Source organism: Kitasatospora sp. NPDC056731 (assembly GCF_040687675.1).
Taxonomy (GTDB): Bacteria; Actinomycetota; Actinomycetes; order Streptomycetales; family Streptomycetaceae; genus Kitasatospora.
In genome coordinates this window covers 119,639-141,222 of record NZ_JBFBNR010000005.1, presented here as the reverse complement: position 1 = coordinate 141,222, position 21,584 = coordinate 119,639, and the positions used below count along the sequence as shown (strand labels likewise).

The 21,584-nt window shown below is 70.5% G+C and carries 22 protein-coding genes and 1 pseudogene; 10 read left to right on the top strand and 13 right to left on the bottom strand.

Annotation, left to right across the window (positions count from 1 at the left end; all coding sequences use genetic code 11):
* Nucleotides 1–77: 77 nt before the first annotated feature.
* Together AB0R04_RS07220 and AB0R04_RS07215 are read left to right on the top strand one after the other, a co-directional pair.
* Nucleotides 78–1,283, top strand: coding sequence for a helix-turn-helix transcriptional regulator (locus AB0R04_RS07220; protein ID WP_363368933.1), 1,206 nt, complete (start codon nt 78–80; stop codon nt 1,281–1,283).
* A 98-nt stretch (nt 1,284–1,381) separates the two neighbouring features.
* On the top strand, nt 1,382–1,816 hold the full coding sequence (locus AB0R04_RS07215; RefSeq protein ID WP_363368931.1) for an ATP-binding protein: 435 nt from the start codon (nt 1,382–1,384) through the stop codon (nt 1,814–1,816).
* Between the two features lie 1,045 nt (nt 1,817–2,861).
* On the opposite strand, the gene AB0R04_RS07210 is transcribed toward AB0R04_RS07215, so the two are convergent.
* The 8 genes from AB0R04_RS07210 to AB0R04_RS07175 form a co-directional block, all read right to left on the bottom strand.
* Nucleotides 2,862–3,242, bottom strand: a complete 381-nt coding sequence (locus AB0R04_RS07210) for a metal-sulfur cluster assembly factor (RefSeq protein ID WP_279634938.1) — start codon at nt 3,240–3,242, stop codon at nt 2,862–2,864.
* 21 nt (nt 3,243–3,263) lie between these two features.
* On the bottom strand, nt 3,264–3,716 hold the full coding sequence (gene sufU, locus AB0R04_RS07205) for a Fe-S cluster assembly sulfur transfer protein SufU (RefSeq protein ID WP_063349529.1): 453 nt from the start codon (nt 3,714–3,716) through the stop codon (nt 3,264–3,266).
* Nucleotides 3,717–3,732: 16 nt separating this feature from the next.
* A complete protein-coding gene (locus AB0R04_RS07200) occupies nt 3,733–4,992 on the bottom strand; it encodes a cysteine desulfurase (RefSeq protein WP_063349528.1) in 1,260 nt (419 codons plus the stop codon).
* Complete coding sequence (sufC, locus tag AB0R04_RS07195; RefSeq protein ID WP_063349527.1) at nt 4,989–5,753, bottom strand: Fe-S cluster assembly ATPase SufC; 765 nt, start codon at nt 5,751–5,753, stop codon at nt 4,989–4,991. The genes AB0R04_RS07200 and sufC overlap by 4 nt, the downstream gene beginning before the upstream one ends.
* Before the next feature lie 6 nt (nt 5,754–5,759).
* Nucleotides 5,760–6,077: a bifunctional 3-phenylpropionate/cinnamic acid dioxygenase ferredoxin subunit gene (locus tag AB0R04_RS07190; protein ID WP_063349526.1), complete on the bottom strand. Its 318-nt coding sequence runs from the start codon at nt 6,075–6,077 to the stop codon at nt 5,760–5,762.
* 5 nt (nt 6,078–6,082) lie between these two features.
* A complete protein-coding gene (gene sufD / locus AB0R04_RS07185; RefSeq protein WP_363368927.1) occupies nt 6,083–7,315 on the bottom strand; it encodes a Fe-S cluster assembly protein SufD in 1,233 nt (410 codons plus the stop codon).
* 64 nt (nt 7,316–7,379) lie between these two features.
* On the bottom strand, nt 7,380–8,795 hold the full coding sequence (gene sufB, locus AB0R04_RS07180) for a Fe-S cluster assembly protein SufB (protein ID WP_363368925.1): 1,416 nt from the start codon (nt 8,793–8,795) through the stop codon (nt 7,380–7,382).
* 9 nt (nt 8,796–8,804) lie between these two features.
* Entirely contained in the window at nt 8,805–9,647 is an 843-nt protein-coding gene (locus tag AB0R04_RS07175) for a helix-turn-helix domain-containing protein (protein WP_363368924.1), read from the bottom strand.
* Nucleotides 9,648–9,811: 164 nt separating this feature from the next.
* Here AB0R04_RS07175 and AB0R04_RS07170 point away from each other — a divergent pair, with 164 nt between their 5' ends.
* Together AB0R04_RS07170 and AB0R04_RS07165 are read left to right on the top strand one after the other, a co-directional pair.
* The gene (locus AB0R04_RS07170; protein ID WP_063349523.1) at nt 9,812–10,738 is read left to right on the top strand and encodes an ABC transporter ATP-binding protein; all 927 of its coding nucleotides are present in this window, start codon (nt 9,812–9,814) and stop codon (nt 10,736–10,738) included.
* 50 nt (nt 10,739–10,788) lie between these two features.
* On the top strand, nt 10,789–11,508 hold the full coding sequence (locus tag AB0R04_RS07165; protein ID WP_063351445.1) for an ABC transporter permease: 720 nt from the start codon (nt 10,789–10,791) through the stop codon (nt 11,506–11,508).
* Nucleotides 11,509–11,630: 122 nt separating this feature from the next.
* Here the strand turns inward: AB0R04_RS07165 and AB0R04_RS07160 are convergent, their stop codons facing one another.
* Entirely contained in the window at nt 11,631–12,341 is a 711-nt protein-coding gene (locus AB0R04_RS07160; protein ID WP_363368922.1) for an LAETG motif-containing sortase-dependent surface protein, read from the bottom strand.
* Nucleotides 12,342–12,642: 301 nt separating this feature from the next.
* Nucleotides 12,643–13,995 carry a choice-of-anchor A family protein gene (locus tag AB0R04_RS07155; RefSeq protein WP_363368920.1) on the bottom strand — a complete coding sequence of 451 codons (1,353 nt, stop codon included), beginning with the start codon at nt 13,993–13,995 and terminating at the stop codon, nt 12,643–12,645.
* A gap of 269 nt (nt 13,996–14,264) precedes the next feature.
* Between AB0R04_RS07155 and AB0R04_RS07150 the strand changes: the two genes are divergently transcribed.
* The gene (locus AB0R04_RS07150; RefSeq protein ID WP_363369124.1) at nt 14,265–15,185 is read left to right on the top strand and encodes a COX15/CtaA family protein; all 921 of its coding nucleotides are present in this window, start codon (nt 14,265–14,267) and stop codon (nt 15,183–15,185) included.
* A 67-nt stretch (nt 15,186–15,252) separates the two neighbouring features.
* On the opposite strand, the pseudogene AB0R04_RS07145 reads toward AB0R04_RS07150, so the two are convergent.
* The 3 genes and pseudogenes from AB0R04_RS07145 to AB0R04_RS07135 form a co-directional block, all read right to left on the bottom strand.
* Nucleotides 15,253–16,401: pseudogene (locus tag AB0R04_RS07145) on the bottom strand (IS30 family transposase).
* 165 nt (nt 16,402–16,566) lie between these two features.
* The gene (locus AB0R04_RS07140; RefSeq protein ID WP_363368918.1) at nt 16,567–17,034 is read right to left on the bottom strand and encodes an NUDIX domain-containing protein; all 468 of its coding nucleotides are present in this window, start codon (nt 17,032–17,034) and stop codon (nt 16,567–16,569) included.
* Nucleotides 17,021–17,791 (bottom strand): XRE family transcriptional regulator, encoded by a 771-nt coding sequence (locus tag AB0R04_RS07135; protein WP_363368916.1) that lies wholly within the window; start codon nt 17,789–17,791, stop codon nt 17,021–17,023. The genes AB0R04_RS07140 and AB0R04_RS07135 overlap by 14 nt, the downstream gene beginning before the upstream one ends.
* A 113-nt stretch (nt 17,792–17,904) precedes the next feature.
* Between AB0R04_RS07135 and AB0R04_RS07130 the strand changes: the two genes are divergently transcribed.
* The 5 genes from AB0R04_RS07130 (at nt 17,905) to tgmC (ending at nt 21,539) form a co-directional block, all read left to right on the top strand.
* Nucleotides 17,905–18,378, top strand: a complete 474-nt coding sequence (locus AB0R04_RS07130; protein ID WP_363368914.1) for an ATP-binding protein — start codon at nt 17,905–17,907, stop codon at nt 18,376–18,378.
* A gap of 12 nt (nt 18,379–18,390) precedes the next feature.
* A complete protein-coding gene (locus AB0R04_RS07125; protein ID WP_363368912.1) occupies nt 18,391–18,963 on the top strand; it encodes a hypothetical protein in 573 nt (190 codons plus the stop codon).
* A gap of 188 nt (nt 18,964–19,151) precedes the next feature.
* On the top strand, nt 19,152–19,424 hold the full coding sequence (gene tgmA / locus AB0R04_RS07120; protein WP_363368910.1) for a putative ATP-grasp-modified RiPP: 273 nt from the start codon (nt 19,152–19,154) through the stop codon (nt 19,422–19,424).
* Nucleotide 19,425: 1 nt separating this feature from the next.
* Entirely contained in the window at nt 19,426–20,400 is a 975-nt protein-coding gene (gene tgmB / locus AB0R04_RS07115; protein ID WP_363368908.1) for an ATP-grasp ribosomal peptide maturase, read from the top strand.
* On the top strand, nt 20,397–21,539 hold the full coding sequence (tgmC, locus tag AB0R04_RS07110) for an ATP-grasp peptide maturase system methyltransferase (RefSeq protein WP_363368906.1): 1,143 nt from the start codon (nt 20,397–20,399) through the stop codon (nt 21,537–21,539). Before tgmB ends, tgmC begins: the two co-directional genes overlap by 4 nt.
* Nucleotides 21,540–21,584 lie beyond the last annotated feature (45 nt).

Genomic DNA, 21,584 nt, shown 5'->3' with positions numbered 1-21,584 from the left:
CGGAGCCGAAGCTTGTCCGCCCGCCCATGGGAGCGGGTACCTTCCGAGTACGGCCGTGTACCCGGAAGGGGACCAGGATGACGCAGTGGACCGACTACACCACGGGCGAGCGCATCAAGCTTCTGCGCGGACCGGACATGACGCAGGAACAGCTTGCGGAGGCATCGGGCCTGTCGGTGGCGACGATCCGCAAGGCGGAACGCAACCTCGGCGGCAGCCTCCAGACGCTGCTGCGCATCTCGGCCGCGCTGCACGCCGACGTCTCGGTGGTCCTCGGCCAACAGGCCCCCCGTCGCGCGATGCACGGCGCCGACCGGGCGATGATGCGCGAGCTGTCCCGCGCCGTTCACGACACCGCCGCCGGGGTCGGCGTCGACGTGCAGCCCCCGTCCCCGGCCGAACTCGCGGCCGGGCTCACCGCCGCATGGAAGGCCTACCGCTCCGGCGACTTCGTGGGCGCCGGAGTGCGCGCCGCCCCAGTCCTCCGCGAAGCCGCCGCTGCACTGAAGGCCGCACCCGTCGACCTGGGGAGTACGGCGGCGGGCATCCTCGCGGACGCCTACCGGCTCGCCGCCTACGTGGCGAACCAGTTCGGCGCCCGAGATCTCGCGTACGCCGGGATCGGACACGCACAGCACCAGGCCGACCGCGCCGGGGACACCGTCCGCTCGGCCATGGTCGCGTCCGGCCGGTCGTGGATCTACCTCCGGGATGCCCGGCTCGACCAGGCGGAGGAGACCGCCCGCACGTCGTACGAGTCCATCGAGCCCAGGTACGGGGATCGAGATCTCGGAATGCTCGCCACCTACGGATGGCACGTGACCTTTGCGGCCGTCGTCGCCGCCCGCCGAGGAGACGTGGACGGAGCCGACGATCTGCTGTCACAGGGGCATGCGGTCGCCGCCCGGATGGGCCGGGACGTCATGGTGAACGGCACGGCGTTCGGGCCCGCGACGGTCGCCGCACAGGCGATCGGCATCTCCGTCTCGACCGGTCGGCCCGGGAGGGCGCTCAGCCTGTTCGAGTCGATCGCCGACACGAGCTCGCTCACCCCGTCGGCGCGCAACCGGATGATGCTGGACGTGGCGCTCGCACAGGCCGAGACCCGGCAGTCCGACACCGCCCTGGACACCCTGCTCGAGGTGTGCTCGGCCGCCCCTGGTTGGGCTCGCCATCAGGGGCTGCCCGGGGTGATCGCACAGAAGGCGAGCGCGGGCAGCGCGACCACGGCCAAGCTGCGCAAGCTCTCATCGATCCTCGGAACATCCGTGATCATCAACTGAGGAGTGATACGAGACGTATCACTCGGCGCCGGTACGACTTCGGGAAGTGATACACACTGTCCGTTCACTGACGGCGACAACTCCGCGACATTGAGCGTATGCTGACGTTCCATCACCAGCGCCCTGCGCTCGCCCCCGTTCCACCGGGCCCCGCCACCCTCCGGCTGCCCTACACCACGGCATCGGCCCTCACCGCCCGCCGCATGGTCCGCGCCAAGCTCACCGAGTGGAACCTGCCCCACCTGATCGACGACGCCGAGCTGATCATGTCCGAGCTGGTGGGCAACGCGGCGAAGACCGGCTGCCAGACGTCCATGATGGTCGGCATTCGGCGTGCGACCAGCGACACGGTGCGGCTACTGGTCTCGGACGGGTCAGCATCCCTGCCAGTCCTGATCGACGCCGGACCGGACGCCGAATCCGGCCGAGGGCTCGCCTTGGTCGATCAGCTCACTCACCAGCGGTGGGGCGTGACCGCGTGGCCGCGTGGCAAGCTCGTGCACGCCACCCTCGCCGCTTCCACCGGCGCCTGACGACACCCTCGAACACGACATCGCAGGCCGCGGGCGCGGCCGCCCCGATCGGCAGGCATATCTGGTCAACGGCCAGCACCCGCCGATGTGGTGCTGTCCGTCGGCTGCATGCCCCCTGCACTCCTTCCCCGGCATCGACGGCACACCGACCCGGGACGGGTCCAGGCGGCTCCGGGTGAACCCCCGCAGTCGTAGCCGTCCCTCTTCGCCGGCCTCGGCGACCCGCCGAGGCCGGAATCCCCATCCCCCGAAGGGAGATTCGCCGTGCCGCAAACCGCCGTCCCGATCTTGGAGGCCCCCCAGCCTCCCCCGCCCCCGCCGCCTCCGCCCCCGGCCCCGCCGATCCCGCAGCCGCCGTACCCGGGCCGCTAGCCCGATCCGGCCCTCGGCCGGGCGCCCTCGCGGCGCCCGGCCGAGGGCCGTCCACCGCCCCACAGATGTTGTGCACCACCCGGAGGAAATCGTGTCCATCTCCCCTGAGCACGACCCCACGCCTTCCCAACCCGTCACGATCGCGGTCAGCGGTCCCGACAACGTCGGCAAGACCAAGCAGATCGGCATCCTGACCCGCCGCCTCGGCCCCTCCGGCCACGCCACCGGGCCGCTGGACGACTACGACCCGCGCTGGGGCGCCATCAAGGCCCTGGGGATGGGCGCCTGGCGGGCGAGGCCGAGATCGTCAGCCTCCTCCACACCATCGAGACGGACGACGAGCGCCAGGACTTCTACCTCGCCACCATCGACAAGTGGAGCTTCGAGGACCGCACCGGCCCCGAGTTCACCCAGGAAGGCCGAGGCGAGTACCTCCTGGAGGAGGTCCCCCTCACCACCGAGGCGCTCGACGCGATCAGCCTCCTGCCCCAGGAGATCGCCACCGTCCTACGCGGGGCCGTCGAGCGCGGCGCCCTCCTCTCGGCCGGAACACCCTTCCCCGGTTCCGGTCACAGCGAGGCCATCACCCACTGAGGCGCAGATACACCACTGCCGCACGAATCCCCCGGAAGGAAGGAGTCGCGCGGCAGCGGGTTGACGAAAGGGCCGTCCGTCAGACGTTGAAGCCCAGGGCGCGGAGCTGGTCGCGGCCGTCGTCGGTGATCTTGTCGGGGCCCCACGGCGGCATCCAGACCCAGTTGATGCGCAGGTCCTGGACCAGGCCGTCGGTGGCGGTCTTGGCCTGGTCCTCGATGACGTCGGTCAGCGGGCAGGCCGCCGAGGTGAGCGTCATGTCGATGGTGGCCACGTCGGACTCGTCGATGTGGATGCCGTAGATCAGGCCCAGGTTGACGACGTCGATGCCCAGTTCGGGGTCGACGACGTCCATCAGGGCCTCGGTCAGGTCCTCCACGGACACGGTGCCGGCGGTGGTGCCGACGATGACGACGCCGTTCGGCTGCTCCTCCGCAGCGGAGGGGGTTTCGTCACTCATTGTTCTGTCCTCCTCTGCGGGTCAGTCGTTCACGGCGGGGTGCTGGGCGAGCGCCTGGGCGGTGGCGTCCTTCCAGGCCATCCAGCTGAGCAGGGCGCACTTGACCCGGGCGGGGTACTTGGAGACGCCGGCGAACGCGACCGCGTCCTCCAGCACCTCCTCGTCGCCCTCGCCCTGGCCCTTGCTCTGCATCAGCTCCAGGAAGGCCTCCTGGACGGTCTGCGCCTCGCCGACGGTCTTGCCCACGACCAGGTCGTTCAGCACCGAGGCGCTGGCCTGGCTGATCGAGCAGCCCTGGGACTCGTACGAGACGTCGGCGACGGTCGAGCCGTCGAGCCGCACCCGCAGGGTGATCTCGTCACCGCAGGTCGGGTTGACGTGGTGCACCTCGGCGTCGCCGTCCCGCAGCCCCTTGCCGTGGGGGTTGCGGTAGTGGTCCAGGATGATGTCCTGGTACATCGAGTCGAGCTTCATGTCCTGCCCAGTCCCGTCAGCCGAAGAAGTTCCGGACGTGGTGCAGGCCGTCGATCAGCGCGTCGACCTCGCCCGGCGTCGAGTACAGGTAGAACGACGCCCGCGTGGTCGCCGGAATTCCGTACCGCAGGCAGACGGGCCGCGCGCAGTGGTGGCCGACGCGCACGGCGATGCCCTGCTCGTCCAGCACCTGGCCCACGTCGTGCGGGTGGATGTCGCCGAGGGTGAAGGAGATCGCGGCGCCGCGGTCGACGGCCGTGCGCGGGCCGATGATCCGCAGGTCGGGGACCTCCAGCAGGCGCTCGACCGCGTACGCGGTGATCGCGTGCTCGTGCGCGGCGATCTTCTCCATGCCGATGTCCGACAGGTAGTCGATGGCCGCGCCGAGCCCGACCGCCTGGGCGATCGGCGGGGTGCCGGCCTCGAACTTGTGCGGCGCCGGGGCGTAGGTGGACGAGCCCATGGTGACGGTCTCGATCATCTCGCCGCCGCCGAGGAACGGCGGGAGGTCCTCCAGCAGCTCCTGGCGGCCCCAGAGCACGCCGATGCCGGTCGGGGCGAGCATCTTGTGACCGGTGAAGGCGACGAAGTCGGCTTCCAGCGCCTGGACGTCCAGCACCATGTGCGGGGCGGCCTGCGAGGCGTCGATGACGACCAGCGCGCCGACCGACTGGGCCTTGCGGACGATCGTCTCGACCGGGTTGACGGTGCCGAGCAGGTTGGAGACCAGGGTGAAGGAGACCACCTTGGTCTTCTCGGTGATCAGCTCGTCGATGTTGGAGAGGTCGAGCCGGCCCTCGTCGGTGAGCCCGAACCACTTCAGCTTCGCGCCGGTGCGCTGCGACAGCAGCTGCCACGGAACGATGTTGGAGTGGTGCTCCATCTCCGTGATGACGATCTCGGAGTCGGCGTCCACCCGGTACGGCTCGTCGGCCCACCCGAGCATGTTGGCAACGAGGTTGAGCGACTCGGAGGCGTTCTTGGTGAAGATCACCTCGTTGCGGCTGGGCGCGTTGACGAAGGCCGCGACCTTGTCCCGCGCGCCCTCGTAGAGCGCCGTGGCCTCTTCGGCGAGCACGTGCACGCCGCGGTGGACGTTGGCGTTGTGCCGCTCGTAGTAGGCGGTCAGGGCTTCCAGCACCTGGCGCGGCTTCTGCGAGGTGGCCGCGTTGTCCAGGTAGACGAGCGGCTTCTCCTCGTGCAGCACGCGCTGCAGGATGGGGAAGTCCTTGCGGATCGCGTCGGTGTCGAGCAGACCCGTGAACGGATGCGTCACGCGGACGCGCCCCCCTTCACATACGCCTCGTAGCCCTCGTTCTCCAGCTTGTCGGCCAGCTCGGCACCGCCGGACTCGACGATGCGGCCGCCCGCGAAGACGTGGACGTAGTCGGGCTTGATGTACCGCAGGATGCGGGTGTAGTGGGTCACCAGCAGGGTGCCGACCTCGCCGGTCGAGCGGACCCGGTTGATGCCCTCGGAGACGATCCGCAGCGCGTCGACGTCCAGGCCGGAGTCGGTCTCGTCGAGGATCGCGATCTTCGGCTTGAGGAGCTCCAGCTGGAGGATCTCGTGGCGCTTCTTCTCGCCGCCGGAGAAGCCCTCGTTGACGTTGCGCTCGGCGAAGGCCGGGTCCATCTGGAGGGCGGCCATCGCCTCCTTGACCTCCTTCACCCACAGACGCAGCTTGGGGGCCTCGCCGCGGACGGCGGTGGCGGCGGTGCGCAGGAAGTTGCTCACCGAGACGCCCGGGACCTCGACGGGGTACTGCATGGCCAGGAAGACGCCGGCCTTGGCGCGCTCGTCGACGGACATCTCCAGGACGTCCTCGCCGTCCAGCAGCACCGAGCCGCCGGTGACGGTGTACTTGGGGTGGCCGGCGAGCGAGTAGGCCAGGGTGGACTTGCCGGAGCCGTTCGGACCCATGATCGCGTGGGTCTCGCCCTGCTTCACGGTCAGGTCGACGCCCTTGAGGATCTCGCGCGGGCCGTTCTCGGCCTCGACGGAGACGTGCAGGTCGCGGATTTCAAGCGTTGCCATGGGTACTCAGGACTCCTGGTTGACGGAGACGAGCACATCGTCCCCTTCGATCTTTACGGGGTAGACAGCGACCGGCTTGGTGGCGGGCAGGCCGGAGGGCTTGCCGGTGCGCAGGTCGAAGCTGGAGCCGTGCAGCCAGCACTCGATCATGCAGTCCTCGACCTCGCCCTCGGAGAGCGAGACGTTCGCGTGCGAGCAGGTGTCGTTGATCGCGAACACCCCCTCGTCGGTGCGGACGACGGAGACCGGCACGCCGTTGAGGTCCACGCGCTTGGGCACGTCCTCCTGGAGGTCGCTCAGCGCGCAGGCACGGAGGAAGGTCATCTGGATCAGACCGCCGCTTCCAGCTCGGCCTCGATCTTCTCCATCAGCTGGTCCTGGATCTCGGCGACGCCGATCTGCTGGACGAGTTCGGCGAAGAAGCCGCGGACCACCAGGCGGCGGGCCTCGTCGGCCGGGATGCCGCGGGACCGCAGGTAGAACAGCTGCTCGTCGTCGAAGCGGCCGGTCGCGGAGGCGTGGCCAGCGCCGACGATCTCGCCGGTCTCGATCTCCAGGTTGGGGATCGAGTCGACCCGGGCGCCGTCGGTGAGCACCAGGTTGCGGTTGAGCTCGTAGGTGTCGGTGCCCTCGGCGGCGGCGCGGATCAGCACGTCGCCGACCCAGACGGCGTGGGCGTCCTGGCCCTGCAGCGCGCCCTTGTAGACCACGTTGGAGCGGCAGTGCGGGGTGTCGTGGTCGATGACCAGACGGTGCTCCAGGTGCTGGCCGGCGTCGGCGAAGTAGAGGCCGAACAGCTCGGCCTCGCCGCCGGGCGCGGCGTAGTTGACCCGCGGGTGGATCCGGACGACGTCGCCGCCGAAGGTGACGACCACGGACTTCAGCGAGGCGTCCCGGCCGACCAGCGCGGTCTGCTGGGCGACGTGGACGGCGTTGCGGTCCCAGTCCTGGACGGAGACGAAGGTGAGCTTGGCGCCGTCGCCGACGAGCAGTTCGACGTTGGCGGCCCGGGTGCCGGTACCGGTGTGGTTGATCACCACGACGGCCTCGGCGAACGGCTTGACGTCGACCACCACGTGGGCGAAGCGGGTGCCGCCCTCGCCGTGCACGTCGATCTTGACCGGCTCGGTGAGCACCGCGTCCTGGGGGACGGTGACGACGAGCGCCTGCTCGAAGGCGCTGAACGCCTGCGCGGCAACCCGGTCGACGGGCTTGCCGGCCTTGCCCAGGCGGGCGTCGTCGCGGCCGACGGTCTCGGCGGTGACGCCGTCCGGCAGGCTCAGCTCGACCTTGTCCTCGCCCTTGGCCGCCTCGGCGGCGGTGCCGTCGTGCAGGCCGCCCAGACGGTGCATCGGGGTGAACCGCCAGTCCTCCTCGCGGCCGGTGGGCACCGGGAAGTCGCCGACCTCGAACGAGGGCTTGACGGCGACCCGGGCGTCGATCGGCTGCTGGACGGTGGCGCGGCCGGTGCCGGGGCCGGCGAGCTGGGCGCCGGCGCCGGCGGTGCCGACCTCGATCGACCCGGCGGTGGTGGAGCCGGTGGTGGTGTTGACGTCAGCCATGGCTGTCGTAGTGCTCTCTTCCTCGAAAAGCTCGAAAAGTCGGTGGGCGGTCAGCGGCTGGACGTCAGCCGACCGCGCCCTCCATCTGCAGCTCGATCAGCCGGTTGAGCTCCAGCGCGTACTCCATCGGCAGCTCGCGCGCGATCGGCTCGACGAAGCCGCGGACGATCATCGCCATCGCCTCGAACTCGGTCATGCCCCGGCTCATCAGGTAGAACAGCTGGTCCTCGCTGACCTTGGAGACCGTCGCCTCGTGGCCCATGGACACGTCGTCCTCGCGGACGTCCACGTACGGGTAGGTGTCCGAGCGGGAGATGGTGTCCACCAGCAGCGCGTCGCACAGCACGTTGGACTTGGCGCCCTTGGAGCCCTCGCCGATCTCGATCAGACCGCGGTAGGAGGTCCGGCCGCCGCCGCGCGCCACCGACTTGGAGACGATGTTGGAGGAGGTGTTCGGCGCCATGTGCACCATCTTGGCGCCGGCGTCCTGGTGCTGGCCCTCGCCCGCGAAGGCGATCGACAGGGTCTCGCCCTTGGCGTGCTCGCCCATCAGGTAGACGGCCGGGTACTTCATGGTGACCTTGGAGCCGATGTTGCCGTCGACCCACTCCATGGTCGCGCCCTCGTACGCCACGGCGCGCTTGGTGACCAGGTTGTAGACGTTGTTCGACCAGTTCTGGATGGTCGTGTAGCGGCAGCGGCCGCCCTTCTTGACGATGATCTCCACGACCGCGGAGTGCAGCGAGTCGGAGGAGTAGATCGGCGCGGTGCAGCCCTCGACGTAGTGGACGTACGCGTCCTCGTCGACGATGATCAGCGTCCGCTCGAACTGGCCCATGTTCTCGGTGTTGATCCGGAAGTAGGCCTGGAGCGGGATGTCGACGTGGACGCCCTTGGGCACGTAGATGAACGAGCCGCCGGACCACACCGCCGTGTTCAGCGCGGCGAACTTGTTGTCGCCGGCCGGGATGACGGTGCCGAAGTACTCCTTGAAGACCTCCGGGTGCTCGCGCAGCGCGGTGTCGGTGTCCAGGAACAGGACGCCCTGCTCCTCCAGGTCCTCACGGATCTGGTGGTAGACGACCTCGGACTCGTACTGGGCGGCGACACCGGCGACGAGGCGCTGCTTCTCGGCCTCCGGGATGCCCAGCCTGTCGTAGGTGGCCTTGATGTCCGCGGGCAGGTCCTCCCAGGACTCGGCCTGCTTCTCGGTGGAGCGGACGAAGTACTTGATGTTGTCGAAGTCGATGCCGGAGAGGTCGGAGCCCCAGGTCGGCATGGGCTTCTTGCCGAACAGCTTCAGGCCCTTGAGACGCAGGTTCAGCATCCACTCGGACTCGTTCTTCTTCGCGGAGATGTCGCGGACGACCTCCTCGCTGAGCCCGCGCTTGGCCGCGGCACCGGCGGTGTCCGGGTCGGCCCAGCCGTACTCGTAGGTGCCCAGGCCCTCGAGCTCGGGGTGCGAAACGGTGTCAGTCATGCGAGCTTCCTAACGCGCGGACGCTGAATCTTCGGTGGACGTACCGGCAGTCGGCACTGCATCGGAGCCGCGGCCCGCGGAACGCCGGGCAGGCGACGATGCGGCACCGGGTGCCGGCACATAGGTGGTGCAGACCCCGTCGCCGTGGGCGATGGTGGCCAGCCGTTGCACATGGGTGCCCAGCAGCTGCGAGAAGACCTCGGTCTCCGCCTCGCAGAGCTGCGGGAACTGCTCGGCGATGTGCGCGACCGGGCAGTGGTGCTGGCAGAGCTGGGCGCCCGCCGGGGCCTTCGCCACGGCCGGCGGGACCCGCCGCACCGTGGCAGCGTACCCGTCCGCGCTCAGCGCCTGGGCGAGCGCCTCGGTGCGCTCCCCCGCCTCGGCCAGCCGCAGGAACTCCAGGTACTTCTCGCCCTGCTTGCCGAACCGGGCCCGGGCGAAGGCGGCGACCGCCTCCTCGCCGGCCTTGCCGCCGCCGACCGAGTCGGAGATCCAGCGCAGCGCGTCGGCGGCGAGCTGGTCGTACGCCTGGTAGAAGGCGTCCCGGCCGCCGTCGGTGAGGGCGAAGACCTTGGCCGGACGGCCCCGGCCACGGCTGCCGTAGACCCGCTGCTCGCGGGACTCGACCAGGCCGGCGGCGGCCAGTCCGTCCAGGTGGCGGCGGACGGCGGCGGCGGTGAGGCCGAGCCGGCTCGCCAGGTCGGCGGCGGAGGAGGGGCCGTGGTCGAGGATCGACCGGGCGACCCGGTCCCGGGTGGCGCGGTGGCCCTCCAGCAGCACCTCGGCCGCCGTCACGGGCACGTCGCACCCGGGGGCCGACTCGGCCTCCTGGGGCGTGGCGTGCTCGCGCATGTTTTTCACAACACCAGTGTTGCGTAATTCCTTCCGACAGGACAAGCCGTGATGCAGGCCTCACTCGTGTCATCTGTCACGCAGGTAAGCCTTACCTGACCTGCGAAAACGATCATCGAGGGTGCCGTCCGGGCCCGGCGTCGGGGCCTCTTACACTCGCCGGTATGCACTCCGAACCCGCGGTGAAGATCGCCGGGCTGGTCAAGCACTACGGCGACAAGCCCGCGGTGGACGGCCTCGACCTCACCATCGCACGCGGCGCGATCACCGCCGTCCTCGGCCCCAACGGCGCCGGCAAGACCACCACCATCGAGACCTGCGAGGGCTACCGCCGCCCCGACGCCGGCACCGTCCGCGTCCTCGGCCTCGACCCGGTCGCCCAGAACGCCGCGCTGCGCCCCCGGATCGGCGTCATGCTCCAGTCGGGCGGCGTGTACGCGGGCGCGCGCGCCGTCGAGATGCTGCGCCACACCGCCGCGCTGCACGCCCACCCGCTGGACGTCGACGCACTGGTCGAGCGGCTCGGCCTCGGCTCCTGCGGCCGCACCGCCTACCGGCGCCTGTCCGGCGGCCAGCAGCAGCGGCTCGCCCTGGCCATGGCCGTGGTCGGCCGCCCCGAGCTGGTCTTCCTGGACGAGCCCACCGCCGGCCTCGACCCGCAGGCCCGGCGCGCCACCTGGGAGCTGGTCCGCGACCTGCGCCGGGACGGCGTCACCGTGGTCGTCACCACCCACCACATGGACGAGGCCGAACAGCTCGCCGACCAGGTCGCCGTCATCGACCGCGGCCGGGTGATCGCCACCGGAAGCCCCGAGGAGCTGTGCCGCGGCGGCGCCGAGAACGCCCTGCGCTTCGACGGCCCGCCCGGGCTCGACCTCGGCCCGCTGCTCAAGGAACTGCCCGAGGGCGCCGCCGCCACCGAGACCACCCCCGGCAGCTACCGCGTCGAGGCGCCCGTCGACCCACAGCTGGTGGCCACCGTCACCGGCTGGTGCGCGGCCTCCGGAGTCCTGCCCGAACGGCTGTCCGTCCAGCGCCGAAGCCTCGAAGACGTCTTCCTCGACCTGACCGGACGGGACCTGCGCTCGTGAGTACCACCACCGACTACTCCCCCAAGCCCGGCGCGGCCCCGGTCGGCCGGATGCTGCTCGCCCAGACCGCCTTCGAGACCAGGATGCTGCTGCGCAACGGCGAGCAGCTGCTGCTCACCGTGGTCATCCCGACCGTGCTGCTGGTGCTGTTCTCGGCCGTGGACATCGTCGCGGTGGACGGCCCCGGCAAGCGGGTCGACTTCCTGGCCCCCGGCCTGCTCGCGCTGGCCGTGATGTCCACCGCCTTCACCGGGCAGGCCATCGCCACCGGCTTCGAGCGCCGCTACGGCGTGCTGAAGCGGCTCGGCGCCAGCCCGCTCCCGCGCTGGGCACTGCTGACCGCCAAGACCGGCTGCGTCCTGGTCACCGAGGCGCTGCAAGTCGCGCTGCTGTCGGTGATCGCGCTGGCGCTCGGCTGGTCCCCGCAGGGCAACCCGCTGACGGTCGTCGCGCTACTGGTGCTCGGCACCGCGGCCTTCTCCGGCCTCGGCCTGCTGATGGCCGGCACGCTCAAGGCGGAGGCCACACTGGCCGCCGCCAACCTGGTGTTCATCCTGCTGCTGCTGGCCGGCGGGGTGATCGTGCCGCTGAGCAAGTTCCCCTCGGCCGTGCAGTCGGTGCTGGAGCTGCTGCCGATCTCCGCGCTCTCGGACGGCCTGCGGTCGGTCCTCCAGCACGGCGCCGGGGTGCCCTGGTCCGACCTCGGCATCCTGGCCGGCTGGGCCGTCCTCGGGCTGGCCGCCGCGGCCCGCTTCTTCCGCTGGGAGTAACCCTCGGCCCCACACGTGAACCGCTCCGTGCATGAGGCCGCACCGCAGGTGAGGCCGCCCCACACGGGAACCGCCCCCCGGCCGCTTCGGCCGGGGGGCGGTCTCACGTCACCGACGGAACGTCAGCTCTGGCTGCCGCGACGCTTGCGGGCCAGCAGGACGAGCGCGCCGCCGACCAGCAGCACGCCGCCGCCGGCCGCCGCGATCATCGGGGTGGCGTCGTTGCTACCGGTCTGGGCGAGCGCCGGGCCACTGGTGGTGGGCGTCGGGACCGGGGTCGCAGTCGGGGTCGGGGTCGCGGTCTTGCTCGCGGTGGGCGAGGCCGACGGGGTCGGGGTCTTGGTGGGCGTCGGCGTGGGAGTCGGCGTCGGAGTCGTGGTCTGCGACGGCGTCGGGGTGGGTGTCGGGGTCGGGGTCTTGGTGGGCGTGGGGGTGGGAGTCGGCGTCGGAGTCGGCGTGTGGCACGGCTCGATCGTCTTGGACTCGTTGATGTTCCAGCCCTTTTCGTTCGGGGTCTCCGTCGTGTTCACCACGAGGTTCGCCTTGACGGGGGCCGTGTGGTCCTTCACCGGGAAGGTGCCGTGGAACTCCGCGGGGAAGGCCTTGGCGTCCAGGACCTTCTCGCCGTCGATGGTGAGGCTGACGGTGTTCTTCACGTCGGGCTTGGGGCTGTAGTTGATCAGATCGATCACGATCTTGTCGCAGGTCACCGACCAACTCGGCACGTGCGCCGAGGCGTTGGTTGCCAGCGCCAGAGGCAGGAGAATTCCGGCCGCCGCCGTCCCGGCGAGTGCCGCCGCGCCGATCCGCATGTGCCGCTGCTGTCGCGCCATTTACGCTGTTCCCCTCAGAACGGTCTTGCGCAGCAGGCGTGTTGAAGGTTTCGCGGTGGCCCGCTACGACTGTCCGGGGGACTCTACCGGCACTCCCGCACCTCTCCACACCCCGCCGTACGACCGAATTTCGTCTGTTGGTCCGTCGTCTGATGTGTATGACCAGCCCATCACAGCTGCCACCTCGCGGAACGCGGATTCGGCAAACTTGAATGAACTTCGTCACCTGACTGAAATACGTGCGCCCCCGGTGATCAGGTTCAATCACCGAGGGCGCAGCACCGGTCGACCGGCGAAATGATCAGGCCTTCTTGGCCGCCCGACGCCGGGTGACGACCACGATCGCGCCACCGGCCGCGAGCACCACCGCGCCGCCGATCGCCAGCGGCACGACGGGCCCGGAGCCGGTGTGCGCGAGGTTGCCGCCCGCGTTCGCCTGGGCGGACGGGCTCGCCGAGGCCGAGGCCGAGGCGGCCGGCACACCCGCCGAGGCGGTGGCCGACGGGCTGGCCGAGGCACCCGCGCTCGGCTTGCCGCTCACCGGGGCGGAGGGCGTGGCCGAGGGGCTCGCCGAGGTCCCGGGGGTGGCCGAGGCGCCGGGCGTCCCGGGCGTGGTGGAGGCCGACGGCGTCCCGCTCGGCACCACCGGCGGCACGGTGGGCACGGTGGGCGTGGTGGACGGCGTCGGGACGACGACACCGGGCAGGCAGCCGGCGAACGGGTAGTGGTGCGTCTCCGCGCCGCCCTTGCCGGTCAGCGAAGCCGCGATGACCGAACCGTTGACCGGGCCGCCGCTGCCGAGGTCGAAGGCGGCGTTGGGCGCCAGCACGGTGCCGGCCCAGGCGGCCTTGCTGCTCTTGACCACCTTGGTCGCGGTGGGGAAGTTCCACAGCAGCTTGGCGCGGATCGCCCCGCCGGCCGCGCTCTGCAGCTTGTCGTCCAGGACGAAGGACGCCTTGGCCTCGTCCCACAGGTGGAAGCCGGTGGTCCCGGCGGCCGCCATGTCGTACGAGCCGCCGGTCACGGTGACCACGGTGACGGAGCCGGCCGGCACCTTGAGGAAGACGTCCTTCGCGCCCTGGAGCTTCGCGGCGTCGACGGTGAAGCTGTTGTACTTCGCGTCGCCGCCGGTGAACGTGAGCTTGGCGCCGTCGGCCTGGACGGTGGCGCCGGCGGTCTGCGGCGCGGCGGCCAGCGCGGTGGAGGCGGCGCGCAGCTTGGCGAACTCGGCCTTGAAGTCGATCGGGGAGGCGCCCTGGGCGATGGCGCCCTGGTGGGCCTGGACGACGGCGCCGTCGGCCTTGGAGCCGTAGACGCCGTTGCCCTTCATCACCTGGGTGTTGTGGCCGGTGATGCGGCCGGCGACCACCAGCGCGTTCTTGCCGGGCAGGGCGTCGACCTCGGCGGGGGTCAGCTCCTGGCCGACCGAGAAGCCGCCGGTGAAGTCGGCGTTGCCGCCCACCGCGACGGCGCCCTCGGCGTCGGGGGTGTGGGTGTCGTCGCCCTCGATGAACTCGCCGTAGAGGTTGGCGACCCCGAGGCTGCGGCACTCCTGGCCGGGGTCGGCGGCGTGGGCGGCGGCGGGGGCGATCAGGCCGGCCAGTGCGAGCGAGCCGCCGACTGCGAGCGCGGCGGCGGACGTGGGTATGCGCATGTGCAGGTCTCCGCTTGTGCGGGAGGAGTGGGAGAGGTCCGAAAAAAGGTATGGACCAATCCGCACTCTTTCGGCCTCACAGGTGATTGGTCAAGACCAATGACCGCCTTGACCGAAGAGTCCGTTTTGCACCCACCCGACCCCGGGTAACCCCCGCGCCCGGGTCACGCTCGCGCCCCGCCCCAAGATCCCCTGTAAGGCCGCCTACGATTGACCCCGTGCCTAATCCCTTCTCCCTGCTCGCCGACCGCTGGCAGCCGTCCGCCGTGATGGTCCGGCGCGCCGCGTTCGCCGCGCTGGTGATGAGCGTGGTGATCGTCGTCACCGGCGGCGCCGTCCGCCTCACCGCCTCCGGCCTCGGCTGTACGACGTGGCCCCGCTGCACCGCCGACAGCCTGACCCCGACCGCCGAGATGGGCTTCCACGGCGTCGTCGAGTTCACCAACCGGATGCTCACCTACGTACTGAGCGCCGCCGTCGGCTGGGCCATCCTGGCCGCCCGCTGCCACCGCCCCTGGCGGCACAGCATGACCAAGCTCGGCTGGGCGCAGTTCTGGCTCGTGATGAGCAACGCCGTGCTCGGCGGCATCACCGTGCTGACCGGCCTGAACCCCTACACCGTCGCGCTGCACATGATCGCCGCGATGGCGCTGGTCTGGGTCGCGCTCCTGATGTGGGAGCGCTCCAAGGAGGGCGACGGCACCCCCGAGCTCGCCGTGGCCCGCCCGATCCACCAGCTCTCCTACGTGCTGGTCCTGGTCATCGGCCTGCTGGTCGCAGCCGGCACCCTGGTCACCGGCGCCGGCCACCACCCGGGCACGCCGAAGGACAACAAGATCGTCCCCCGGATCCCGATCGACTACGACAGGCTGGCCCAGTTCCACGCCGACCTCGCGTTCGTGTCGGTCGGCCTGACCATCGCGATGATCTTCGTCCTCGCCGCCATCAAGGCCCCGCCGGCGGCGAAGGCCCGCACCAAGGAACTGCTGGCGGTCCTGCTCCTCCAGGGCGTCCTCGGCTTCATCCAGTACTTCACCGACGCCCCCGAGCTGATGGTCGGCCTCCACATGCTCGGCGCCACCCTCACCTGGATCGCCGCCCTCCGCATCCCCCTCGCCCTGCGCACCCGCGAGGCCCAGGACATCGCCGACCAGCTCCCCACCCAGACCCCCCAGCCCGCCGCAGTCTGAACAAGCACCGAAGGCCCCCATCCGAGCCGGTGATTTCTAGGGGTCGTTGCAACACGTGGTCGGTTGTCTAGGCTGCGAGCAGTTTATGCAGGCGCTCGGCTGGGGTTTCCCAGCCGAGCGTTTTGCGTGGGCGGCCGTTGAGTTCGGCTGCGACGGCTGCCAGGTGCTCCGCGCCGTGGGCGGCCAGGTCGGTGCCCTTGGGGAAGTACTGCCGCAGCAGGCCGTTCGTGTTCTCGTTGGAGCCGCGCTGCCAGGGGCTGGCGGGGTCGCAGAAGTAGACCGGGGCGCCGGTTGCGACGGTGAACGAGCCGTGAGCGGCCATTTCGGCGCCTTGATCCCAGGTCAGTGAGCACACCAGGTGGCCGGGCAGCGTCTGGACAGTGGCCACGAGGGCGTCGCGCACGTGTTCGGAGGTGCGGCCGCCCGGCAGGTGCAGGAGCATGACGTAGCGGGTGGCGCGTTCGACCAGGGTGCCGATGGCGGAGGCGCCGTCCTTGCCAATGATCAGGTCGCCCTCCTAGTGGCCGGGAACGGCGCGGTCCGCGGCTTCGGCCGGGCGTTCGCTGATCATGACCATCGGAGTGGAGAAGCGGGGCTGGCAGACGTTGGCCTGCCGGTGGGGCTTGCGGCGGGCGCGGCCGCTGCGCAGGGCGCCGGCCAGCTCTCGGCGGAGCTCGCCGCGGCCCTGGACGTAGAGGGCCTGGTAGACCGTTTCGTGGACCACGTGCATCTCCGGCCGCTCGGGAAAGGTGTCCCGCAGAGCCTGGCAGATCTGCTCCGGACTCCACTTCTTCTCCAAGTGGTGCTGGATGAAGTCCCGCAGCTCGGGGTTCTGCCCGATCTTTCCGTACTTCGGGCGGGGCCGGCGGGCATCGGCGCGGGCCTGGGCGGCATGCGGCCGGTAGGCGATGCGATGCTCGTCCCCGCGTAGCGGCGTGCCGTTGCGGCGGACCTCGCGGCTCACCGTCGAGGGGCTGCGGCCGAGTTCGGCGGCGATCGTGCGGATGGACACCTTCTCCCGCAGGCGGTCGGCGATGTATATCCGATCCGCCTCCCGCAGGTAGCGGGACGGGCCCAGCGCCGGCAAGGGAGCAAGGACCGGTGGCCTGGCCTTGTCCTTGCCCGATGCGTTCCGTCCGTTCCGCCACCGCTTGCCCGTCCGGCAGCTGATCCCGACGCGCCTGCATGCTTCTCGGCTGCTCAGCCCCTGGCCCATGAGCCGGAAGTATTCCTCCCGCTCACGGGCCAGGGGCTTCGGCCCCTGAGCCACCATCCGGTTCTTCCGGATCTCGAACATCGCACCCCTTGGAATGGGGTGTTGCAACGATCCCTAGAACCCAAGGTCGCCGGAGGGGGCCTTCGACGTCACGATCAAAGGTGGCTAGCGCACCACGGGGAACTCCCCGGAGCGCCAGTCGGCCAGCCGCTTGCGGATGTTCGACACCATCGGCAGCCCATCCGTCTCAGCCGGGGCGAACCACGCCACCTCGTGGGATTCGTCGGACACCCGCAACTCCCCACCGAGCGGGCGCCCGAGGAGGCAGATGGAGAACTCCTGGCGGACCTCACCGTCGTCGTAGGCGAAGACGTGGCCGGGGTCGGTGTAGGTGCCGACGATCCCGGTGATCTCGATGTCGATGCCGGTCTCCTCACAGGTCTCGCGGATGCCACAACCGGCGAGCGACTCCCCGATGTCCATCCTGCCGCCGGGCAGCGCCCACATCCCGTTGTCGGTGCGCCGCTGGAGCAGGACGCGGCCCGCATCGTCGACCACGACCACGGACGCGGCCGGGACCAGCGAGTTCGCCTCGGGCGCGTCGGGGTCGTCCTCGTAGTCACGCCTGGGCACGATCCGCCACCTCCGCTGCCGGGGTCGTCCATACGTCCCGCCCCTTCGCCCACAAGTCCTCGACGTGGCCCACGAAACGATCGAACACGCCGTCGTCCTGGGCTCGCCTGAGGTGCATCATTGGAGCGTCATGGCCGATCCTACCCGGCAACAGCGGCGTGACGATCATGTCGTCGTCGAAGCGGAAGGCGCTGAGTGAGACGTGTGCGGTCTCGTATCGTGCCTCGATCGACGCGTCCCGCAGCTTGGCCAGCTCGGACAGGGTGACCTCGATCCGGGTAGAAAGGCTCAGCGGAACGTCCTCCTCCAGCTCCCGCTGACGGGTGACTGGATGTCCGGGCTCACCAAGGATGAAGCGGACCTGGACGCCGGCCGCCGCCTTCTGCCGCAACAGGCTGCCGAAGTTCGCGTGCTCTAGCCACAGGAAGTAGTTGGTGTACCCGGCGAACGTCAGCTCCCGGGTTGCCCCTCTTATCAACTGACGCCACAGCGAGGCAGGCGCCGCCGACCGGTACGGGTACATCTGCACCAGCTCCCGATCCGGCCCTGACTTCACCAGTTGCCGCACGGATGGCCAGAGCACGCTTTCCTCCTCGCCGAGGGCCTGACTGGCCGCTGAGCGGTGTCTCGCATGGGGCTCGCGCGAGGGGTTCGCGAGCCACCGGTCGACGGTCTTGGGATCGACCCCGCACACACGCGCGAGCCTGGACGAAGTCATATTGGCACGGGCCATTGCGTCACGGAGGGGGCTGTTCACCGACCGACCTTCCACGTTAGGGACGTTTCAAGATCTACCAGCCAGACGTCCCAAACGTCCCGAAAACGCGGTATGACGTCCCGTCAGATTGCCCAACGATTCGAGCGTGCCAGATGCGGCGGCCTTTCAGCTGCCTCCTCTCCCCCTTCGAGGACCCCATGCTCACTGCCCACCGTCCCCGTACGTTCGCCGCGCGACTCGACTCCCACACCGAATCGACCTACCTCGCAAGGCACTTGCTCCGGGCCTATCTCTCGGCCTTGCCCTCCGGGGGCCGCTACCGCGACGTCGCCGAACTCCTCCTCGGCGAACTCTTCGCCAACGCCGTCCAGCACTCCGACGCCCCCACCGACCGCCTCATCGAGATCCGCTTCGCCCTCACCCGCGACCGCCTCCGGCTCGAAGTCCACGACGCGGGCACCGGCCGCCCCTCGCTCCGCCCCCCGACCACCACCGACGAGCACGGGCGCGGCCTGTTCCTCGTCAACGAGCTGTCCGAGCGCTGGGGTTGCTGCCCCCGGGCCGGCGGCATCGGCAAGTTCGCCTGGGCCCTCATCGCCCCCTCCCCCACCCTCCTCGCCGCCTGAAAGCCCACCCCGATGCTGCCTCCGCTCCCCACCTTCGCCCGGCACGCCCTCGACCGCGGCCACACCCCCGCCGAGACCTACGCGATCCTCGCCCGCCGCACCGCCGAACCGCTCCCCGCCGCGCGCGCCGTCTGCCTCGCCCTCGCCATCCCCCTCGCCGAGGTCACCATCCGCCTCAACGACTGCTACGACGCCCTCCTCGCCGACTCCCGCCCCGGCACCGAGGCCGACACCGGCGAACTCCTCGAAGCCCTCGGCGTCTTCGACATCCCCAAGACCCTCACCCCCACCGAACTCGCCGTCGTCGACCACTTCCTCACCGCCATCGACGCCCTCGGCGGCATCCGCGCCGGCCACCAGCACGGCCTCGCCCGCTGGTTCACCACCGGCAACCTCACCGCCGCCTACCTATCCCTCGCCGCCGCACGCCCCCGCCCCACCACCGGCGACCCCACCACCTACTGGACCACCCTCATCGAGGCCGGCGAACTCCTCACCACCGCCCCCACCCCCGACCCCCGCATCACACCCGCCCTTACCCACTGCCGCACCCAAGCCGCCACCCACACCGACGCCACCCGCTGAAGCCCGGGAGTCGACACACCCGACTTCCTGCGCCGGCCGAGCGGGGCCCACCCCATCCCCAGAGAACCCGCAATCGCCGGAGGCCAATTACGTCCCCCGGCGGCGCGGCCAGGCTCACCCAGCGACTCGGCAGGCCTGCCGAGTCGCTGGGTGACCTCAACCATCACACCCGAGGAGGAACAGTCCAGATGACCACCGCACCGTGGGGCACCACCCGCATGGGGCCGTACCCCGAGTCCAGCCCCATCCCCGCCCTCACTCCCGTGATCGACCCCGAAACGCAGGTCGCCGTGTTCGTGGACGAGCACGGCCGCACGGTCGAGATGGGTGCGCACGGCACCAGCACCGAGACCAGCACGCCCACGAACACGGGCGCCGGCGACGGCCAGAGCGGGCAGCAGAACGCGCCCACCGACATGGACAGCATGTCCGCGAACGACCAAGACCAGGGGACGGGCTGACATGACACCGGATCGGCACCGGGCCGCCGTCCTGGTCCTGACCAACGCCTACGACGTGACAGCCGACGTAGTGCTCCACATCCTGGCCGAACGCAGGGTCCCGGTCGTACGGGTAGACCCCGGTGCCGATCTGCTCGGAGATGCCCCGCTGACCGCCCACTACCGCACGGGCGCGCAGCGGGGCGTTCTCCGCACGCCGAGCCGGGAGCTCGACCTCATCCGGGTGCGATCGGTCTGGGTCCGCCGCCCCTCTCCCTACGAGGCATCCCCGGGGCTCGACGAGCACGCCGCGAAGTTCGCCAGCTCACAGGCGTTCTGGGGCGTCGGCGGCATCCTGGCATCGCTCCCCGGAGCCCATTACGTGAATCACCCGTGGCGCATCCGCGATGCGGAGTACAAGCCCGCCCAGCTCGCCGTGGCGAGCCGGGCGGGGTTCCTGGTTCCGGACACGGTCATCACCACCGATCCCGCCGAAGCGCGCCGGTTCTGCATCGACCATCCCGGTGGAGCCGTCTACAAACCGCTGTGGGACAGCCACTTCCGCGCGGAGGACGGCACCGCACAGACGGTATGGGTACGGGAGGTCGACCCCTCCGACATCACCGACGCCGTGTCCGTCTGCCCGCACATGTTCCAGGCCAAGGTGGACAAGGCGTTCGACGCACGGGTCACCGCCGTTGGCGACAGACTGTTCGCGGTCCGGATCGACAGCCCGGATCTCGACTGGCGCCACCGACAGGCCCTGATGACATGCGCATCGATCGAAGTGCCCGAGCCGGTCGCTCGCGCGATCACCGGCTACCTCGCCGAACTCCGCCTGACCTTCGGCGCGTTCGACTTCGCCGTGACCGCCCGCGGCGACTGGAGTTTCCTGGAATGCAACCCCAACGGCCAATGGGCGTGGCAGCCCCCGGACAGCACAGCCGCGATCGCCCGCGCCATTGCCGACCAGTTGGAGAGAGGTCCCGACGCATGAACACATCGGCTCAGCTCCGTGCAGCCCTGGTGGACAGCCTGACCGGGGAGGACAGGATCACCGACCCGGCCTGGGAGAACGCCGCCCAAACCGTCCCCCGGGAACTGTTCGTGGGGTCGTTCTTCGTGCCGGTCCCAGGAAGCAACCCGACCGCCTACCGAGCCACCCACCGGCACGAACCCGGGTGGCTGGAGCACGTCTACAGCAACGAAACGCTGGTCACCCAGCTCGACGGGCGAACCCTCCCCGCCGACGTCCCCGACGGGACCGCGACCGGCACGCCGTCCTCCTCGTCCACCCTGCCGTCCCTCGTCCTGCGCATGTGGTACCAGCTCGGCGTCGAGCCCGGCCACCGGGTGCTGGAGATCGGCACCGGTACCGGCTACTCGACCGCCCTCGGTGCCCACCGCCTCGGGGACGCCAACATCACCAGCGTCGAGTACGACCCGACGGTGGGCGCAGCCGCGGCGGCAGCCATCGCAGCAGCTGGTTACGCGCCCCGGCTGGTCATCGGCGACGGGCTGCTCGGCGATCCGGACGGCAGCAGCTACGACCGCCTGATCGCCACCTGCGCGGTCCGCTACGTCCCGCCCGCGTGGCTGCACCAGATGAAGCCCGGCGGCCGGATCCTGGTCACGCTGTCCGGCTGGTCCTTCGGCTTCGGCCTCGCCCTACTGACCGTGACCGGCCCCGGCGAAGCCACCGGCCGCTTCCTCCCCGGCTACACCAGTTTCATGATCGCCCGCCCCCACGACCGCCCGCCCCGCCAGAGCCTCTCCCTACTCCCCGGGGACGAACGCCCGACCCGAATCGACCCCGAGACCGTCAGCACGTGGACGGGCAGCTGGGTCGCACAACTCGCAGCACCCTCCGCCGAACGGATGGGAGCAGGCGGGCACCAGATCCTCTCCGACGTGGCCACCGGCTCCCAGGCCCGAACCGCACCCGACCCGAACGGCGGCTGGACCGTGATCCAGCGCGGCCCGCTCCGCCTCTGGGACCGGGTGGAAAGCGCCGTCGAAGCCTGGCAGCGGGCCGGCGAGCCGCACCAGGAGGGCTTCGGGATCACCGTCTCGGGCTCGGGCCAACGCGTCTGGATCGGCCGCGAGGACGGCCCGGGCTGGAACCTCCCCATCTGACGACAACGGCCCGGCTCCCCCGCACGGGGAGCCGGGCCGTCACCA

What these genes read in the sequence shown, in the direction of transcription:
- AB0R04_RS07215 (WP_363368931.1), top strand. Translation starts at nt 1,382, where the DNA reads ATGCTGACGTTCCATCACCAGCGCCCTGCGCTCGCCCCCGTTCCACCG.
- AB0R04_RS07190 (WP_063349526.1), bottom strand. Translation starts at nt 6,077, where the DNA reads ATGACCTTCCTCCGTGCCTGCGCGCTGAGCGACCTCCAGGAGGACGTG.
- AB0R04_RS07170 (WP_063349523.1), top strand. Translation starts at nt 9,812, where the DNA reads ATGCACTCCGAACCCGCGGTGAAGATCGCCGGGCTGGTCAAGCACTAC.
- AB0R04_RS07150 (WP_363369124.1), top strand. Translation starts at nt 14,265, where the DNA reads ATGGTCCGGCGCGCCGCGTTCGCCGCGCTGGTGATGAGCGTGGTGATC.
- tgmA (WP_363368910.1), top strand. Translation starts at nt 19,152, where the DNA reads ATGACCACCGCACCGTGGGGCACCACCCGCATGGGGCCGTACCCCGAG.
- sufU (WP_063349529.1), bottom strand. Translation starts at nt 3,716, where the DNA reads ATGAAGCTCGACTCGATGTACCAGGACATCATCCTGGACCACTACCGC.
- AB0R04_RS07155 (WP_363368920.1), bottom strand. Translation starts at nt 13,995, where the DNA reads ATGCGCATACCCACGTCCGCCGCCGCGCTCGCAGTCGGCGGCTCGCTC.
- tgmC (WP_363368906.1), top strand. Translation starts at nt 20,397, where the DNA reads ATGAACACATCGGCTCAGCTCCGTGCAGCCCTGGTGGACAGCCTGACC.
- sufC (WP_063349527.1), bottom strand. Translation starts at nt 5,753, where the DNA reads ATGGCAACGCTTGAAATCCGCGACCTGCACGTCTCCGTCGAGGCCGAG.
- AB0R04_RS07130 (WP_363368914.1), top strand. Translation starts at nt 17,905, where the DNA reads ATGCGGCGGCCTTTCAGCTGCCTCCTCTCCCCCTTCGAGGACCCCATG.
- sufB (WP_363368925.1), bottom strand. Translation starts at nt 8,795, where the DNA reads ATGACTGACACCGTTTCGCACCCCGAGCTCGAGGGCCTGGGCACCTAC.
- AB0R04_RS07165 (WP_063351445.1), top strand. Translation starts at nt 10,789, where the DNA reads ATGCTGCTCGCCCAGACCGCCTTCGAGACCAGGATGCTGCTGCGCAAC.
- sufD (WP_363368927.1), bottom strand. Translation starts at nt 7,315, where the DNA reads ATGGCTGACGTCAACACCACCACCGGCTCCACCACCGCCGGGTCGATC.
- AB0R04_RS07160 (WP_363368922.1), bottom strand. Translation starts at nt 12,341, where the DNA reads ATGGCGCGACAGCAGCGGCACATGCGGATCGGCGCGGCGGCACTCGCC.
- AB0R04_RS07220 (WP_363368933.1), top strand. Translation starts at nt 78, where the DNA reads ATGACGCAGTGGACCGACTACACCACGGGCGAGCGCATCAAGCTTCTG.
- AB0R04_RS07125 (WP_363368912.1), top strand. Translation starts at nt 18,391, where the DNA reads ATGCTGCCTCCGCTCCCCACCTTCGCCCGGCACGCCCTCGACCGCGGC.
- AB0R04_RS07210 (WP_279634938.1), bottom strand. Translation starts at nt 3,242, where the DNA reads ATGAGTGACGAAACCCCCTCCGCTGCGGAGGAGCAGCCGAACGGCGTC.
- tgmB (WP_363368908.1), top strand. Translation starts at nt 19,426, where the DNA reads ATGACACCGGATCGGCACCGGGCCGCCGTCCTGGTCCTGACCAACGCC.
- AB0R04_RS07175 (WP_363368924.1), bottom strand. Translation starts at nt 9,647, where the DNA reads ATGCGCGAGCACGCCACGCCCCAGGAGGCCGAGTCGGCCCCCGGGTGC.